Consider the following 14,494-nt stretch of genomic DNA (forward strand, 5'->3'; position numbering starts at 1 on the left):
TGCGTCGGCAATCATCCGGCGCCCTGCTGCTCCGCGAAATCCGACAGCATCGGGCGCTGCCCCGCAAGGATCTTGACTGCGGCCTCGGGCAAGGTGAACCAGCCCGCTCTGTCGACCTCCGGAAGACCTCGGTGGCCATTCCATTGTGAAGCTGTTGCTCTTGATGGTGGCCACATCGATGTCGCTACGCGCCTCGAAAGACCAGGCCGAGACGATCTTTCCGCCCGGTTGCCTGTAATCGCCAAGGCGCGCGAACGGACCATCGACCTTGACGCCGAGTTCTTCCTCGGTCTCGCGTTGCGCTGCCGTCAACTCGTCCTCGTTCTCGCCGACGAGACCCTTCGGTATCGACCACGCGCCATCGTCCTTCTTCGCCCAGAACGGTCCACCGGGGTGAACCAGAAGCACGCGGACATCGCCATCGCTTCGACGATAGATCAGCAATCCCGCGCTGCGTTTTGCCATTTGTTACGTCCGTTTGCGACTCTGGTCCGGAAGTCGGGGCGCGTTTTTGCTACGGCGCCGATCTGAAGCCAAGGGGCGTGACCAAACCCTAGCCGTTCAACGCCTCTTTCCACGACCACCGGGAGATTTGCTGCCACGAGGCCCACTCTGAACCGGCGTGTTGTTCTGGTTTTCGTCGGACAGTTTGCGCCAGCGCGCAAGACGTTCCGGATCCAGCGTACCAGCCTTCAGGGCAGCTTGTACCGCGCAGCCCGGTTCGTGGACGTGGGTGCAGTCGCGGAACTTGCACAGCGGGGCAAGTTCGGTGATTTCGGCAAACAGCGTGTCGATGCCATAGGCCACATCGCTGACCTGCAACGTGCGCATTCCCGGCGTATCGATTACCCAGCCGCCGCCTGCTATGGCGTGCAGCGATCGCGCGGTGGTGGTGTGGCGTCCCTTGGCATCGTGTTCGCGAATGCCTGCGGTCTGTTGCGGCAATTGCTGCGCCGATCCGGCCAGCGTGTTGACCAGTGTCGATTTGCCGACGCCGGAGGAACCGACCAACGCCACCGTCTGCCCCGCGCCGCACCATGCGGCCAAGGCGGCTGCAGCGTCTGATGTGCGCGGGTTCAACGTCACCACGGCCAATCCGCGCTGAAGTGCGGCTGCCTGCTTTTCGTAAGCCTCGGCGTCGGCCACGGTATCGGCCTTGGTCAGCAGGATCACCGGCGTCGTTCCGGCCTCATTCGCTAGCGCCAGATAGCGCTCGAGCCGCGCGATGTTGAAATCCGCATTGCATGAGGTGACGATGAACAGCGTGTCGACATTGGCCGCGGCCAGCTGCGGGGTCCTGCCGCCTTGGGTACGGCGTTCCAGCACTGTTTTGCGGGTCAGACGCCGCTGCAGCAGGTGGCCATGGGGATCGACAAGCACCCAGTCGCCAACGGCGTAGTCGCCGGTGTTGGCTTGTGCGGGCAGTGTCAGATCCGTTTGCCCTGTCTGGGATAGCCCGGTCAGGCGATCGCGGTGCACCGTGGCAATGCGCGTTGGGACGAGGTTTGCTTCATGCGGTTCAAGCTGATCGCCGAAAAAATCCGTCCATCCCAGGCTTGCGAGGGATATTGATCGAGGATCCGTCACGGCTTCGACCAAGGGCACGGCGTCGCAGACATTGGACAGTATCCTTGGCAAAATGGGCGCGGACGACAGGCCCTCGGGGCGGAGCGATCACTCGTGCCGTTGTATGGGCGGCACGCCGGGATTTGGCAAGCATCCAGACGACAAGGCCCGGTTCGTTCCGGTTCCGATCGTCACAACTGTACGGACATTCCTCCGTCGACGGTCAGGACATGCCCGTTGACGAAGGATGCGGCATCGCTGGCAAGGAAAAGCGCCGCACCCGCTATTTCCTGCGGCTGACCCCAACGCTGCAGCGGAACCCGCTGGCGGGCGAAGGCGAGCATGTCGGGGTTTTCCGCCAAGGCAGCATTGGTCTCGGTCGCGAACATGCCCGGAGCTATGGCGTTGCTCGTCACCCCGTGTGCGCCATACTCGACGGCCATGCTGCGCATCAAGCCCGTCAGTCCCTGCTTGGCGGCGGGATAGATGGCATCGCCGGGACGCGCCATCTCGCCAACGATCGAGGTGATCGCGATCAGCCGGCCATGGCCTTGCGCCTTCATGATTTCCGCGGCTTCGCGCGACAGCGAGATCGCCGAAAGGAGATCCGTCCGGATCAGGTGAAGGATCTCGTCGTCGCCGAAGGCGGCGAGCGGCCTCCTGTCGCGGGCGCCGACATTGTTGACGAGGATATCGAGCCGGCCGCAGGTCTTGCGGATATTCGCGACCGCGGCGCGCCCCGCCTCGATGTCTGCTATGTCGAAGGCCATTGCCTGCCCACTGCCGCCGCTGCTGGCGATAGCGGTTACGGCGCCGTCGAGCGTTGCAGCAGTGCGTCCGGTCACGACCACATGGGCGCCGGCTTCGGCGAAGGCGCGCGCGATCTCGAAGCCGAGCCCACGCCCGCCTCCGGTGATCAGCGCCACACGTCCTTTCAGGGAAAATCTGTCGAAAATGCTCATGCCAGGCGAGCCTCTTACGCGCGGAGATGCCCGCGACCGGCATGGAGCCGGTCGCGGGTTTGATCTCGAGCGGATGCGATCAGAGCCGCTCAGCCCGAATCTTCAGGATCTGGTACAGCATGTTTCGAATGCGCTGCCAAACGGTCAGGCGCTTGATCATGCCTTCGCCTCCTGTTCCTTGCGGTGCGATCAGATGACCTGTGCCGCCAGTGCTGCGCCGACCAACGACGTTCCGATCCCTGCCGTGCGGATGGCTCCCGGCCAGCGCCGAAGCGTCAGGGCAGCGAACGCCCCGGTCGCGTGCAGGGCCGAAGTGGCGACCACGAAGCCAATCGCGTAGGCGATACCGCTGGCCGTCTCGGTAATTTCGAGGCCGTGGGCATTGCCGTGGAAGAGTCCGAACAGGGCAGTCAGCAAAGCGGCGACAGCAAGCGGCAAAGGTCGCGCGAGCGCCATCATGGCGCCGAACACCACCAGCGACAAAGCGATGCCGGACTCCAGCGAGGGCAGGCCGATCCCGGCGATGCCGAGCAGGGCGCCGGCGATCATCGCAGCGACAAAACACGACGGCACGACGATGATGGCTCTCCCGCCGGTTCGTGCTGCGATGACGCCGACAGCCATCATCGCAAGCAGATGGTCGATGCCAGCCAGCGGATGTTCAAGGCCGCTCAGAAAGCCGTGGACATGAAAACCGCCGCTATGGGCGAAAGCCAAGGACGGCATGAGGATTGCGGCGGCTGCCGGGGCAAGCCTGCCGAGAATCGAAAGTGTTGTTTTCATCGTTCTGGACCTGTTTGAAAGGGGTGTGGTCGGTTCGAAACTGTTGCTCACCGGGGGGCTCATTGTCCGGATCCTGGCATGGCGATTTGCGCGGCTTCGGATCTGTCGGCCAAAAGCCGCGCCTGGCCGAAGTCGAGAGGCCTTTGCCCGGTGCCGTCATGGTAGACGAAGGTCAGGCGGCGGCGGTGCGACGTCAGTTTCGCCGGCAGCGGGTGATAGGTCACGCCGCCGCCGCCGATCAGCGGCATGACGGCGCCGACATCGACCATGTCCTGCGTCTCGACGCGCAGAAGATGCAGCCGCACGCCTTCCGCGGTTTCGCCGACGAACGGAATTCCGGCGAGGCGCAGGAAACTGGACGGATCGGGCGCTCGCGAAAACCCTTCGAGAAAGGCGATTTCGACGAGATCGAGATCCGTCGCCCGGGGGTCGGCGGGTTGGGGTGCATGATCGTGTGGCAGATGCGGTGTCTGCCATTGCAACGGCTTGCCGGCCGGCCCGTTGTGGCCGACAGGGTGCGGATGGTGATGGTGGCCATTCGGCCCGTGATGGTGGCCGTCGCTATGGTCGTGACCGTGGTGATGATGATCATCGTGCATGGTCAAAAACTCGTCGGCTTGTCGATGATGGATTTGTGCTTGCCGAGATTGCCGTGGGCGACCATCGAGCCGAGCGCCTCGACGACAACCCGCACGCCGAACAGCGCGGTGATGTCGGAGGTGTCGTAGGGCGGCGACACCTCGACCACCTCCAGTCCGCAGATGCCGGGCGCCGAGACGAGTCCGAGCAGCTTCAGTGCTTCGCGCGGCAGGAAGCCGCCCGGCTCCGGCCAGCCGGTGCCGGGCACGAAACCGCAATCGATGCTGTCGACATCGAAGGAGATGTAGACCGCATCGGTATCCTTCCATGCCAGTTCGAGCGCGATCTCCGCCGCCTTCTCCAGCCCCATCTGTTCGATGTCGGAAATCGTCAGCACGTTGGTGCCGCGCTTCCTTGCCTCGGCGACGCCGTAGCGGGGCACCTGCCAGCCGCCGATACCCAGCTGCACCAGATTGGTGGCCGAGACGTTCGGCAGGTTGGTCGCCCAGTACCAGGGCGTCGTGTGCATGCGCTCGTCGAGATCCTTTTCCTGGATGTCGATGTGGCGATCGAAATGGATGATTCCGATGCGCTTCGAGGTCACGTCGGCAATGCCGCGCACGCACGGAAACCCGATCGAATGGTCGCCACCCAGCATGATCGGCAGCGCACCCGACGAAGCGACATGGCTGACGCCCTTGGTGATCTGGTCGAAGCTCTTTTCGAGATTGGCCGGGATGGTGAAGACGTCGCCGGCGTCGCACAACGTCATCTGCTCGCGCAGGTCGACACCGAGCTCGTAATTGTAGGGCGTGTAGAGCGCCGAGATGCGGCGGATGCCTTGCGGTCCGAAACGGGTTCCGGGCCGATAGGTGGTGCCGCTGTCGAAAGGAATGCCCATGACTGCCGCGTCATACCTGCCGACATCGCGGACGTTCTCGACATAGGGCGCCTTGAGGAAGGTGTTGATGCCGGCGAAATGCGGCAGCTCGCCGCGCGCGAATGTCGGGATCGACTTGTCGATGATCGAATCCGATCCCGGCAGGCCCATATCCAGCGCCCATTTCTGTTCCTTGCGCCAGCCGTCCTCGGGCAGCCTTCCTTCCGCTTCGATCGACTTCCAGCCCTGCATGTCGCGGATCTCGAAGTTCGGATGGTGGAAACGCTGGCGTGGCTGGCGGTCGAATAGCCCGGCGCGGCGATGCCGGCGTTCTGGACTGTCTCTGTGCATGAAAACCTCCTTCACGACGTCGTCGCCGCGATTGCGCTGTCCAGTCGGGTCGTCCCGACCATCGCGGCCACTTTGGCCACGTCTTGTGGGGAAGCCCGGTTCTTGCGGTCGAGCTTCAGGTCGTAGGTGATCGTCGCGCCGTAGGCGGACGGGAACTGGGGGTCATGGCGGACCTTGTCGAAGACCAGCACCCGAGTGCCGAGCTTGAAGGCCTCGCCGATATCGTGGGTGACCATGACAACGGTCATGCCGTGTTCGGTCCAGAGCTCGGTGAGCAGCTCGTGCATCTCGACGCGAATGCCGGGATCGAGTGCACCGAAGGGTTCGTCGAGAAGCAGGATCTGCGGCCGGCCTAGCAAGGTCTGGGCGATCGCCAGCCGCTGCTGCATGCCGCCCGAGAGCGAGGCCGGATAGAGGTCGCGCGCATGGGCGAGACCGACGCGCTCCAGCATGGTTTCGGCCTCTTGCCTGGCGTTTCTGCGCCTAGCGCCGAAGACGCGGCCTAACGGCCCGCCCGAGCGAAAGTCTTCGACCAAAAGCAGGTTCTGCAGGGCGGTCAGATGCGGAAACACCGAATAGCGCTGGAAGACGATGCCGCGTTGCGGCGTCGGCTGCGGCACGATCGGCCGATCGCCAACGATGACCACGCCGCTGCTTTGCTGCTCCTGACCGAGCAGGATGCGCAGGAATGTCGATTTCCCGCAGCCGCTGGCGCCGACCAGCGACAGGAACTCGCCGGTCTCGGCGGTGACGTTGACCCGTTCCAGCACGCGGACATCGCCGTAGCTCTTCTCCAGTCCATGGACGACGATGCGGCTCATTTGTTCTGCACCGGATGAGCCCAGGGCGAGATGGCGTGCGAGAGCTGCACCAGAAGCCAGTCGGTGATGACGGCAAGCAGCGTGATCCAGGCGACATAGGGAAGGATGACGTCCATCGACAGATAGCGGCGGACGAGGAAGATGCGGTAGCCCAGCCCCTCGGTCGAGGCGATGGCTTCCGCCGCGATCAGGAACAGCCACGCCGGTCCAAGCGCCAACCGCACGCAGGTGATGAGGCGCGGCGTGACTTGCGGCAGCACCAGCCGCAGCACCATGGTCCAGCTGTTGCCGCCGAGCGTCTGTGCCTTGGCGACGAGTTCCGGCGGTAGCTCCATCACCCGGTTGGCGATGTCGCGCACCATGACCGGGGCGACACCGAGCGCGATCAAGGTGATCTTGGCCGTTTCGCCGAGGCCAAGTGCGATGAACAGGATCGGCAGCAGCGCCAATGGCGGAATGACGCAGACAACGGTGACAAAGGGCAGCAGAAAAGCCCTGATACGCGGGATGAAACCGATGGCGACGCCGAGGCAAAGTGCGGCGAGCGTCGCCACGCCGACGCCTGCGAACAGCCTGACCAGGCTGGCAAAAGTGTCTGCCCACAGGATCAGGTCGCCGGAGCGTTTGTCCGGAACCGTGGCAAGATCCCGGAAAGCCGACCACATCTGTGCCGGGGAGGGCAGCAGCTTGTCGCTGGGGTTGAGGGCCAGTCTTTGCGCCGACGCGAAGAGATAGGCGATCGCCACGGCGGCAAACGGCAGGGCGCCAAGGAACAGGGCTCCGCCTCGCGACACCGTCGCGTTGATCAGGCGAAGCCGCGGCCTGCGCCGAGCGGTGCGCGGGAGTTCAGCGCCTCCCTCGGGTACAGCGTTCATGGTGCCGCTTCCTCTGGCCAGCATGGCCGCGCCGCCCTACAGCGTTCCCGCCGCTGCCTCGGCCATATAGGCCGGATCGAAACGCAATTTGACGTTCTTGGCGTCGCCCAGGGTCGAGCCGTCGGGGAAGCTCATGCCGATCACGTCGACGCTCGGCGCATTGGTGCCGAGGATGCCGTGGCTGAACAGGAAGTTGCGAACCAGATCCATAGTCTTCGGCAGTTCGGCGCCGTTGGTGAAGTCCACCGCCTTGGCTGGCTCGAAGAACATCGCCGTCGATGCCAGCTGTGCGTCGAAGCCGGCAAGATCCGTACCCGATGCCTTGGCCATCTCTTCCTTGGCCGCCTTGCCTTCGGGCGTGCCCGAGGTCATCAGCGCCATCGCTTCGTACCATGCGCCGACCAGCGCCTTGCCCAATGCCGGATTGTCCTTCAGCGTCTCTGTGTTGACGACCATCAGGTCGATGATCTCACCGGGAATCTGCGCCGAATCGAACACCTTGTGGGCGCCCGGCATGGCGACGATTTCGGAGACCAGCGGATTCCAGGTGACGACGGAGGTGACGTCGCCGGTGCCGTAGGCGGCGACCATGTCGGCGTCGGACGTGTTGACTACAGTGATGTCCTTCTCGGCCAGCCCCACCGTCTCCAGCGCGCGCGCCAGCAGATAGTGCGAGACCGAGAGCTCGACGAGATTGACCTTCTGGCCGGCAATGTCCTTGAGCGCGGCCTTGTCCTTGAGGATGACGGCGTCATTGCCATTGGAGAAGTCGCCGACGATCAAGGCGGTCGTGTCGACGCCACCGCCGGCCGGGATCGACAGGGCGTCCATGTTTGTCATCGAGCAGCCGTCAAAGCCGCCGGCGGTGTACTGGTTGATGCTTTCGACATAGTCGTTGATGCGGGTGATCTCGACATTGATGCCGTATTTGTCGGCCCATTTCTTCATGATGCCGCTGTCGGAGAGATAGCCCCAGGGCATCCAGCCGACATAGATCGACCAGCAGATCTTGAAGTCTTTCTTCGGCGCCGCTTGCGCTGTTGCGACGAAGGGAAGGCTGAGTGATGCGGCGAGGATGATTGCGGCCAGCTTGCGAAGCATTGCGTACCCCTGTTTGCGATCCGGCTTGCGTCCGGACGTCTGTTGGGGGTTCACGGAGCGCGCATCCGGGAGAGGTTCGCGCCAGCAAACCCGTGCAGGGTTCTCCCGGGATTTTGGCCCGCCGTGTTCCGCCGGATGCCTCAATGCACCCCCTGGCGGTCGCGTCTCTTGGACCAGCGCCGTAATCGACACGGCCGGAACCCTAGACGCTCTGCACGTCAAGCAACGAAGCAAGGGGCATGCCAGTCCGGAAATACCGGCCTGGAGCCGTTTTCTCGTGGATTTGAAGGCAATCGCCTCATCCGATGGCGCAAAAATCATCGCTGCGCCGCCAGAATAGGCAACATTCATGCAGCGCGGTTGGACGGCGGCCAGCCGAAACGCGCTCTGGTGAGGCTCCTCCGAAACGACAGCAGCGAGGGAACGTTAGCGGATTCCAATAGTTGAGGTCGGCTTCGGATGCCCTGCTTGGCTCCGTCGCAGGCTGGTGGAAACATCAGCAGGCCCGCGCCGGTGGTCCCTCCCTTGGCGCGGGCCTTTTATGCGGCCAGCGGTGAGATAGAGGCAGCAGAACTTACCATAAATCGGCAAAATGCTCCGAAATCGATGCCAAAATCTAGCAATATGCTTACCTGGCGTACAATATTGATAATGTGTCCTACTAGATGGGCATACTGATCTCGGACTTCGAGGACGCCCACCAGCGGGCGGTGGAGTAAACGCGGTTGGCCTTTGCCGTTCGCCGCCGGCTTCTTTTCAGCCGTGCAACTCCAAGCTGCTCTCGATTGGGTGCCCTCATCTAAGGCTTGTCTGGTCGAACCTCAGATCACTCTGCAAGCCCACCATTCGCAACGGACGGCGCGCGACCAGGGCTTTGCTAGAAGCCGGCTCCGCTGAAGTGGCTCAGGCCGCGTCCAGCTTACCCTCGAGTCTGGTGAGAAGCGGCTCAAGCATCGCGACGACCTCTTGCGGTCCATCTAGGCGCTCGGGAAGGTTTGGATTCGTTGTTCGCAATAATATAGAATCATTTCGTATCGGGTACTGACCTCGAAGAGCCTTGGCAATTATTTCTGAGGCAAAATCGACGATCCTAGCACCCGAATACAGATAATCCTCCCCAACCCCGGTGTCACCGACATCGAAACGAAGCCCTTTTGCGATACGAACTTCCTTGGGAATATCCCAATATCTCTCACGACAACGTTCAGTGCGGTCAAACAGCTCCCGCAAGCGAGCCGCGTAAATGGCGTCTTTGGAGGACACTCTCAACAAGGCAAGAGATGTTACCTGCACGTTCGTAAGGTTTGCGGCTTCCACAGCTCCACTTTGAAATCCCTCTTCACAGAGAATTATTCCACGGTCAGCACCCAATTCCATAACGATCGTCCGCAGTCCCAATACGTGCAGTTTGGTGATTGCAGTTTTCCAGTGTTTACATTCAACGAGCCATTTAACCTCAAACCCAGCCACATCTATCGTTACCAGCACGTCGATATCGTGGACTGTTCTGACGCCTGCAAGCCTAACGTCAGTTGATGCCTTCAAGCCGAGAGACCGAAAGAATTCAGCTGCTTCCTCTTGATACTGTTTCCAATCGGGCGTCACTCGCCTTACCCCTAGAAGCCACTGAATCCACGTCGGTAAGCCCGCTAGCATCGGCCCCCCGTCCCTCGCAATTGATATCGAACGGCGTGGCTCGTTCCAATGTCCACGGCAACGGCACGTGTCACTTGGTGCTTTTTGCCTCGCCCGCCGCCTGTGCAACCGCTTGTCGAAGGGCCTCAGCCGCCTTGGCCCGCTCCCTGTTCTGAAGGTCCTCTTCCAGGATGGCAATGATCGCTGCGCGAACCACAGGATAGAATTTCAGACAGGCCTGCTCACTTAGTTCATGCAGCCCCAAACTCAGGATCCCGTAGGCCGCCTTCGTATCGACCAGTGTCGAAGGCAAGACCGCCTTCAGCGAGCCGATCTTCTCATCCATTCTCATGGTCTCGAATCCTGCGATTTCGCCGTGCGATGCTAAAAATTCTCGGTGGTGCTGGTAGATGAGGCGCTCGAAAATGCGGCGCAGGTAAACGAATGCAGCTATGCCAAGCCCGTGGCTTACAAGGCCGCCAGCTCGATGTAGTTCTGAGAAATATTCCTTCTCAAGCACTGGCCTAAATCGGTCGATGTCAGAGGAAGCGATATCTTCCATCGATGGATATTGGCCAATTTTCTTAACGCCTTTATTAAATGGTTCGAATACATAGCTATAAATGTGGCTTGTATTTCTTTGGCAGTGAATATGCAAAGTAAATACCTCATTTTCGAGAACTCTATTGTTCTTTGCCCTGAGCCATTCCTGGTAATTACTTAGCGATCGTGAGGTCTTGAACGTGGATTGCTTCCTGCAGTGAATGCAATAGCAGTCAAATTGTATGAATTTAGACCGCAAATGTTGAGCGACTAAAGCTGTCTCGTCTTCGCTAGCAACTTCTTCAACCAGCGTGTACAGCGGCGTATCAAGGCAAAGTTCAGTGGACTTGCTGAGCGCCTGCAGCACGGCTTTCTTGTCTTCGTTCGTCGCTCACTTCCTGGCCCCCAGTTTTGCGCCTTGCGCCCCGGAAAAGGTCAAATCCATGAGCCGTCCGTTTGATGCAGACAAGGCAGTTAGGCGCCGTGCGCGCGCACGCGCTTTTACACCGCGTTGTGGCAATACCGGTAAACCTTCGCTTCGCTTTTGATGAGTTCGGCGCGATGCGAGCATTTCTTCATCCCGCTCGAGAGAGCCCGGCCTTCAATTGCTCGTTGATCCGAGCTCATTAAGAGCGCGTGCGGCAAGGCAACGATGAAAAGTGCCGCTCCATAGATCCACCACAGGACAAACGATCTGCCCTTTGATCTGGCGATTGCCGTCGGCAATAGCCCGATAAGAACTGCAACTATGAGAATTCCCATCACGACCCCCCTCTACCCGCCGCCACAATCGCGCGGGTACGGCAAGGCAGTCAATCCATGTATTCGTCGCTCCACCTATTTTTGGCTGTCTACACCGACCTCAGGAAAAGTGCGTTTTGCATTTTCCGCCAATAGTCCAACGCATTGATTCTGTTATAAATCGATCTGCAGCTTTATTTGCGCAGAGAGGCGAAACGACCTATCCGCCGCCAATGGCTTGTATGAAGCCGCCGGCTGCGCCACCAACGAGAGAGCCAATTTTGGTATATACATCTGCCGAAAGCGCGGTCTTCTTTTCATCCTTCAGTATCTCCTCGATACTTCCGTCGAGTTCTTGGCCTGACGGCTGCTTTTTAATTACCGCTAAATCTTTCGACGTTAGTTGAACACCGTTGAATATGTCACAATCTTCGTCCTGTTGAATGCTGCTAGCCCGCAACAGTCCTTCGTCTATCATCCAATGAATGACGCTATCGAAGGTATTTTCGACATCCCATTCGTCTTCCCTACCCTCTTGTTCCGGTATGATATTCCTGGCGTCCGAGCCATCGAGATCCACTTTCCGAAGGCCTCGGTCGATGAGGTGCTTGAGCACCCGGCCGATAGTCTCATAATGATACTCAAGCTGCGACATTCATCTACCTCACTCGTTTGTCGAGCCCTCATAGGCCTGCGGGCCAACGATACGACGGCGAACTTGACTCCCGCAAGCCATATGTTCCCATTTCGTTCGCATGAAGGTTCCCATGCGCAACGAGTAATCCTGCGGGGCGAGGGGTAGCTCTAGCCAGCAACGAAAGTAGGACGGGCAGTAGGACGCCTGGGAAGCGTTTTGACAAAGTATCGTAATTACAAATAGATAGCAGAGATTCTGGCGGAGAGAGAGATTCTGGCGGAGAGAGCGACAGCCATATTGCTGTCTCATGTCGTCTCAATCAATGAAAATCATAAGGCAATATCAATGCTTTAATCTAAAATTGCTGTCTCGCGCCGTTGCACTCCGCATCATTCAATGCCATTATTTTTGGCGGGTAAGATGATGGGATAGAGAAATGCCGAAGATCGCGAAGGAACTTTCAGCACTAGCCGTCAAGAACTTGAAACACCCCGGATCGACCACACCGGGCAACGCTGTGTTTGCTGTGGGCGGTGTTGCCGGGCTCATGCTCCAAATCACGCCGGGCAGCGGCCGGTCATGGCTATTGCGCACAACAAACGTCAATGGCCGGCGTTGCGAAATGGGTCTTGGCGGGCATGACGTATCATTGGGCGAAGCCCGCGAGCGGGCGAGGGCGACCAAAGACAAAATCCGCAACGGCATCAATCCGCTTCAAGAGAAGCGCGAGCGTCGCAAAGCCGCGATCGAGGCCGCAAAGCGCCATCTCACATTCCGCGATGCCGTTGACAAATTCCTTGCCGACACGCTGGCGGAATTCAGGAACGAAAAGCATCGGAAGCAATGGCAATCCACGCTGGACAAGTATGCAATGCCCGTCATCGGCAATCTTGCCGTTTCCGAAGTCACCAAACATCACATGGTCGAAATCCTTAAGCCGATCTGGACGACCAAGACGGAGACGGCCACGCGTTTGCGGCAACGTTGCGAACGCGTGCTTGATTGGGCAAAGGCACACGGACACCGCGAGGGCGACAATCCGGCACAGTGGAAGGGCAATCTCAATGCCATGTTGTCCAAGCCAAGCAAGGTTGCGACAGTCGATAATCAGCCCGCCGTTCAGTTGAAAGACGCGCCCACGTGGTTCGCAGCATTGCGCAAACGCGAAGGCACGGGTGCACGGGCATTGGAATTCGCGACACTGACCGCTGCGCGATCAGGTGAAGTGCGCGGTTTGGAATGGTCGGAAATCGATTGGAACGACAAATTGTGGACAGTGCCGGCGTCGCGAATGAAAATGAAGCGCCCGCACGTTGTGGCGCTATCCGATGCGGCAATGACAATCCTAACTGCGATGAAAGAGGCCGCGACCGCCGACACAGAATATGTGTTTCCGGCGATCCGCGGCGGCATGCTCTCCGACATGACGTTGAGTGCGACCATGAGACGGATGCACGAAAACGAGATCGAGGCGGGCCGCACGGGCTGGCTCGACAAGAACTCGAGGCGTCCAGCCGTGCCCCATGGGCTGCGGTCAACGTTTTCGGATTGGGCAGGGGAGTTGTCAGATTATCCAAGAGACATGCGGGAATTTGCGCTCGCCCATGCCATCAACAGCGACGTTGAGGCCGCATATCGGCGTGAAACCATGATTGAGAAGCGCCGCGCCATGATGAGCGATTGGGCCGCATTTTTGCAGGGCGGGAAAACGCCAAGCTCTATGACGTGAGCTTTGGCAACGCGGTTCGCAAAGCCGTAATCGGCGACGCAGCCGAATTGGTTGATTTGCTGCATTCGGATAGCAAACGTGCGCTGTTAGGCGATCTAGTTGAAGAACTCGCATCACGTCCACAGGTCAAGAACGTGCTCCTACGTACTTTCGGAACGCCGTGACAAGCGCACACCGACACCACCGCCATTTTCAGGGATGAACTCGATGCCGGCATTCTCAAGCGTTTTTTGGAGGAGGTATCGCGTTCCAGTTTGAGGAACAGAACGGTCGTTCTCGAAATTGCGAATGGTAACAGCACTCGCGCCGGAGCGGGCGGCGAGATCCTCTTGCGTCCATTTCAACAGCGCTCGTGCGGCGCGACATTGAGAAGAATCCATTCCGCAAACTGGTGATAACTCCCGAAAATCGCAAGCCTTTTCGGAAAACGTTGACATCTTCTTTCTAAAAACCAATAATCCTTTCGTTTTTAGAAAGCGGCCGCACCGAATGCGCGAACACTCGACGCGGCCTCACCACAACCCAGCTGTTAGGAGCTCGGATCATGGCTGATTCCGACAATAGCATGAGTGCGTTTTTCGTCACCCGGCGGCGCTTGCTGGCGGGCACGGCCACGGCCGCGGCGGCATGGCCCTTCCATGGAAAGTCTCGGGCCGCCGAACTGACGGACGGTAGCAGCGCGGCCGATCCTGCTCTTCGTCTGTGTGGGAACTGGCAAAAGATCCACGATGAGACACTGTCGTTGTGCCGCGAACAGCAGCGGTTGGAGACACACCTCGCCAGGACGATCGGCTTTCCCTGCGCCAGGGTGCGGCTTGCCGATGGTAGGGACGTGACGCTCCATTCCATCGAGAGCCTGAACGTTGCCTACTCTCCTGAAAACGAAGTCGAATGGGGCAGGGCGCTTGCGGATTTCGCGGCACACCAGGCGCGCTGGGACGCTGCTGATGCTGAGATCGGCTATACGAGAGCAGACGAACTTATCCGGCAATCGGAAACAGCCGAAAGCGCGCTTCTGGATGATCTACCGCAGACAGCGGCCACGTCCATAGAAGGCATTTTGGCCAAGCTCAAGGTCATCCTGCGTGACGGTGAGCACTGGGAACATCCAGACGATTTCCCCTGGCCGCATATCCGATCTGTGCTGGATGACCTCGCCCGCCACCATAAATATCGATCCGGCGATGATCTCGATCGATCGGGCAATCGTTAGCCGACGGACCTTATAGGCGGTGAGGATGCAGCCTGCTTCGAAGAAAGCCGGATCGGAGGCAGCCCGTCACGGCCGCTT

Annotated in this window: 14 protein-coding genes, 1 pseudogene and 1 riboswitch; of the genes and pseudogenes, 2 read left to right on the forward strand and 13 right to left on the reverse strand. The window is 59.9% G+C overall.

Annotated features, from left to right (window positions below; all coding sequences use genetic code 11):
- Nucleotides 1-11: 11 nt before the first annotated feature.
- From LHFGNBLO_RS13755 to LHFGNBLO_RS13810, 12 genes and pseudogenes are all read right to left on the reverse strand, one after another.
- A pseudogene (locus LHFGNBLO_RS13755) lies at nucleotides 12-465 on the reverse strand (NUDIX domain-containing protein).
- A gap of 96 nt (nucleotides 466-561) precedes the next feature.
- Nucleotides 562-1,605, reverse strand: coding sequence for a ribosome small subunit-dependent GTPase A (gene rsgA, locus LHFGNBLO_RS13760; protein WP_258609714.1), 1,044 nt, complete (start codon nucleotides 1,603-1,605; stop codon nucleotides 562-564).
- A 152-nt stretch (nucleotides 1,606-1,757) separates the two neighbouring features.
- Nucleotides 1,758-2,528 (reverse strand): SDR family oxidoreductase, encoded by a 771-nt coding sequence (locus LHFGNBLO_RS13765; RefSeq protein WP_258608182.1) that lies wholly within the window; start codon nucleotides 2,526-2,528, stop codon nucleotides 1,758-1,760.
- 189 nt (nucleotides 2,529-2,717) lie between these two features.
- Nucleotides 2,718-3,311 (reverse strand): HupE/UreJ family protein, encoded by a 594-nt coding sequence (locus tag LHFGNBLO_RS13770; protein ID WP_258608184.1) that lies wholly within the window; start codon nucleotides 3,309-3,311, stop codon nucleotides 2,718-2,720.
- A 59-nt stretch (nucleotides 3,312-3,370) separates the two neighbouring features.
- Nucleotides 3,371-3,910 (reverse strand): hypothetical protein, encoded by a 540-nt coding sequence (locus tag LHFGNBLO_RS13775; RefSeq protein WP_258608186.1) that lies wholly within the window; start codon nucleotides 3,908-3,910, stop codon nucleotides 3,371-3,373.
- Nucleotides 3,911-3,912: 2 nt separating this feature from the next.
- Complete coding sequence (locus tag LHFGNBLO_RS13780; protein WP_258608188.1) at nucleotides 3,913-5,121, reverse strand: agmatinase family protein; 1,209 nt, start codon at nucleotides 5,119-5,121, stop codon at nucleotides 3,913-3,915.
- 11 nt (nucleotides 5,122-5,132) lie between these two features.
- A complete protein-coding gene (locus LHFGNBLO_RS13785) occupies nucleotides 5,133-5,942 on the reverse strand; it encodes an ATP-binding cassette domain-containing protein (protein ID WP_258608189.1) in 810 nt (269 codons plus the stop codon).
- Complete coding sequence (locus LHFGNBLO_RS13790) at nucleotides 5,939-6,817, reverse strand: ABC transporter permease (RefSeq protein WP_258608190.1); 879 nt, start codon at nucleotides 6,815-6,817, stop codon at nucleotides 5,939-5,941. The genes LHFGNBLO_RS13785 and LHFGNBLO_RS13790 overlap by 4 nt, the downstream gene beginning before the upstream one ends.
- Nucleotides 6,818-6,853: 36 nt before the next feature.
- On the reverse strand, nucleotides 6,854-7,918 hold the full coding sequence (locus LHFGNBLO_RS13795) for a putative urea ABC transporter substrate-binding protein (RefSeq protein WP_258608191.1): 1,065 nt from the start codon (nucleotides 7,916-7,918) through the stop codon (nucleotides 6,854-6,856).
- 100 nt (nucleotides 7,919-8,018) lie between these two features.
- Nucleotides 8,019-8,135, reverse strand: a riboswitch (guanidine-I (ykkC/yxkD leader).
- Between the two features lie 686 nt (nucleotides 8,136-8,821).
- Complete coding sequence (locus LHFGNBLO_RS13800; protein WP_258608193.1) at nucleotides 8,822-9,523, reverse strand: restriction endonuclease; 702 nt, start codon at nucleotides 9,521-9,523, stop codon at nucleotides 8,822-8,824.
- Between the two features lie 121 nt (nucleotides 9,524-9,644).
- Complete coding sequence (locus LHFGNBLO_RS13805; protein WP_258608195.1) at nucleotides 9,645-10,463, reverse strand: hypothetical protein; 819 nt, start codon at nucleotides 10,461-10,463, stop codon at nucleotides 9,645-9,647.
- A 594-nt stretch (nucleotides 10,464-11,057) separates the two neighbouring features.
- The gene (locus LHFGNBLO_RS13810) at nucleotides 11,058-11,492 is read right to left on the reverse strand and encodes a hypothetical protein (RefSeq protein WP_258608197.1); all 435 of its coding nucleotides are present in this window, start codon (nucleotides 11,490-11,492) and stop codon (nucleotides 11,058-11,060) included.
- 418 nt (nucleotides 11,493-11,910) lie between these two features.
- Here LHFGNBLO_RS13810 and LHFGNBLO_RS13815 point away from each other — a divergent pair, with 418 nt between their 5' ends.
- Nucleotides 11,911-13,203 (forward strand): tyrosine-type recombinase/integrase, encoded by a 1,293-nt coding sequence (locus LHFGNBLO_RS13815; RefSeq protein WP_258608199.1) that lies wholly within the window; start codon nucleotides 11,911-11,913, stop codon nucleotides 13,201-13,203.
- Nucleotides 13,204-13,343: 140 nt separating this feature from the next.
- Here LHFGNBLO_RS13815 and LHFGNBLO_RS13820 read toward each other — a convergent pair whose 3' ends face one another.
- The gene (locus LHFGNBLO_RS13820; protein ID WP_224689369.1) at nucleotides 13,344-13,640 is read right to left on the reverse strand and encodes a helix-turn-helix domain-containing protein; all 297 of its coding nucleotides are present in this window, start codon (nucleotides 13,638-13,640) and stop codon (nucleotides 13,344-13,346) included.
- A 107-nt stretch (nucleotides 13,641-13,747) separates the two neighbouring features.
- Here LHFGNBLO_RS13820 and LHFGNBLO_RS13825 point away from each other — a divergent pair, with 107 nt between their 5' ends.
- Complete coding sequence (locus tag LHFGNBLO_RS13825; protein WP_258608201.1) at nucleotides 13,748-14,416, forward strand: hypothetical protein; 669 nt, start codon at nucleotides 13,748-13,750, stop codon at nucleotides 14,414-14,416.
- Nucleotides 14,417-14,494: the final 78 nt, after the last annotated feature.

Source organism: Mesorhizobium sp. AR10 (assembly GCF_024746795.1).
Taxonomy (GTDB): domain Bacteria; phylum Pseudomonadota; class Alphaproteobacteria; order Rhizobiales; family Rhizobiaceae; genus Mesorhizobium.

Coding starts and splice junctions, on each gene's coding strand:
- LHFGNBLO_RS13765 (WP_258608182.1), bottom strand. CDS start 2,528: ATGAGCATTTTCGACAGATTTTCCCTGAAAGGACGTGTGGCGCTGATC.
- LHFGNBLO_RS13770 (WP_258608184.1), bottom strand. CDS start 3,311: ATGAAAACAACACTTTCGATTCTCGGCAGGCTTGCCCCGGCAGCCGCC.
- LHFGNBLO_RS13775 (WP_258608186.1), bottom strand. CDS start 3,910: ATGCACGATGATCATCATCACCACGGTCACGACCATAGCGACGGCCAC.
- LHFGNBLO_RS13780 (WP_258608188.1), bottom strand. CDS start 5,121: ATGCACAGAGACAGTCCAGAACGCCGGCATCGCCGCGCCGGGCTATTC.
- LHFGNBLO_RS13785 (WP_258608189.1), bottom strand. CDS start 5,942: ATGAGCCGCATCGTCGTCCATGGACTGGAGAAGAGCTACGGCGATGTC.
- LHFGNBLO_RS13790 (WP_258608190.1), bottom strand. CDS start 6,817: ATGAACGCTGTACCCGAGGGAGGCGCTGAACTCCCGCGCACCGCTCGG.
- LHFGNBLO_RS13795 (WP_258608191.1), bottom strand. CDS start 7,918: ATGCTTCGCAAGCTGGCCGCAATCATCCTCGCCGCATCACTCAGCCTT.
- LHFGNBLO_RS13810 (WP_258608197.1), bottom strand. CDS start 11,492: ATGTCGCAGCTTGAGTATCATTATGAGACTATCGGCCGGGTGCTCAAG.
- LHFGNBLO_RS13815 (WP_258608199.1), top strand. CDS start 11,911: ATGCCGAAGATCGCGAAGGAACTTTCAGCACTAGCCGTCAAGAACTTG.
- LHFGNBLO_RS13820 (WP_224689369.1), bottom strand. CDS start 13,640: ATGTCAACGTTTTCCGAAAAGGCTTGCGATTTTCGGGAGTTATCACCA.
- LHFGNBLO_RS13825 (WP_258608201.1), top strand. CDS start 13,748: ATGGCTGATTCCGACAATAGCATGAGTGCGTTTTTCGTCACCCGGCGG.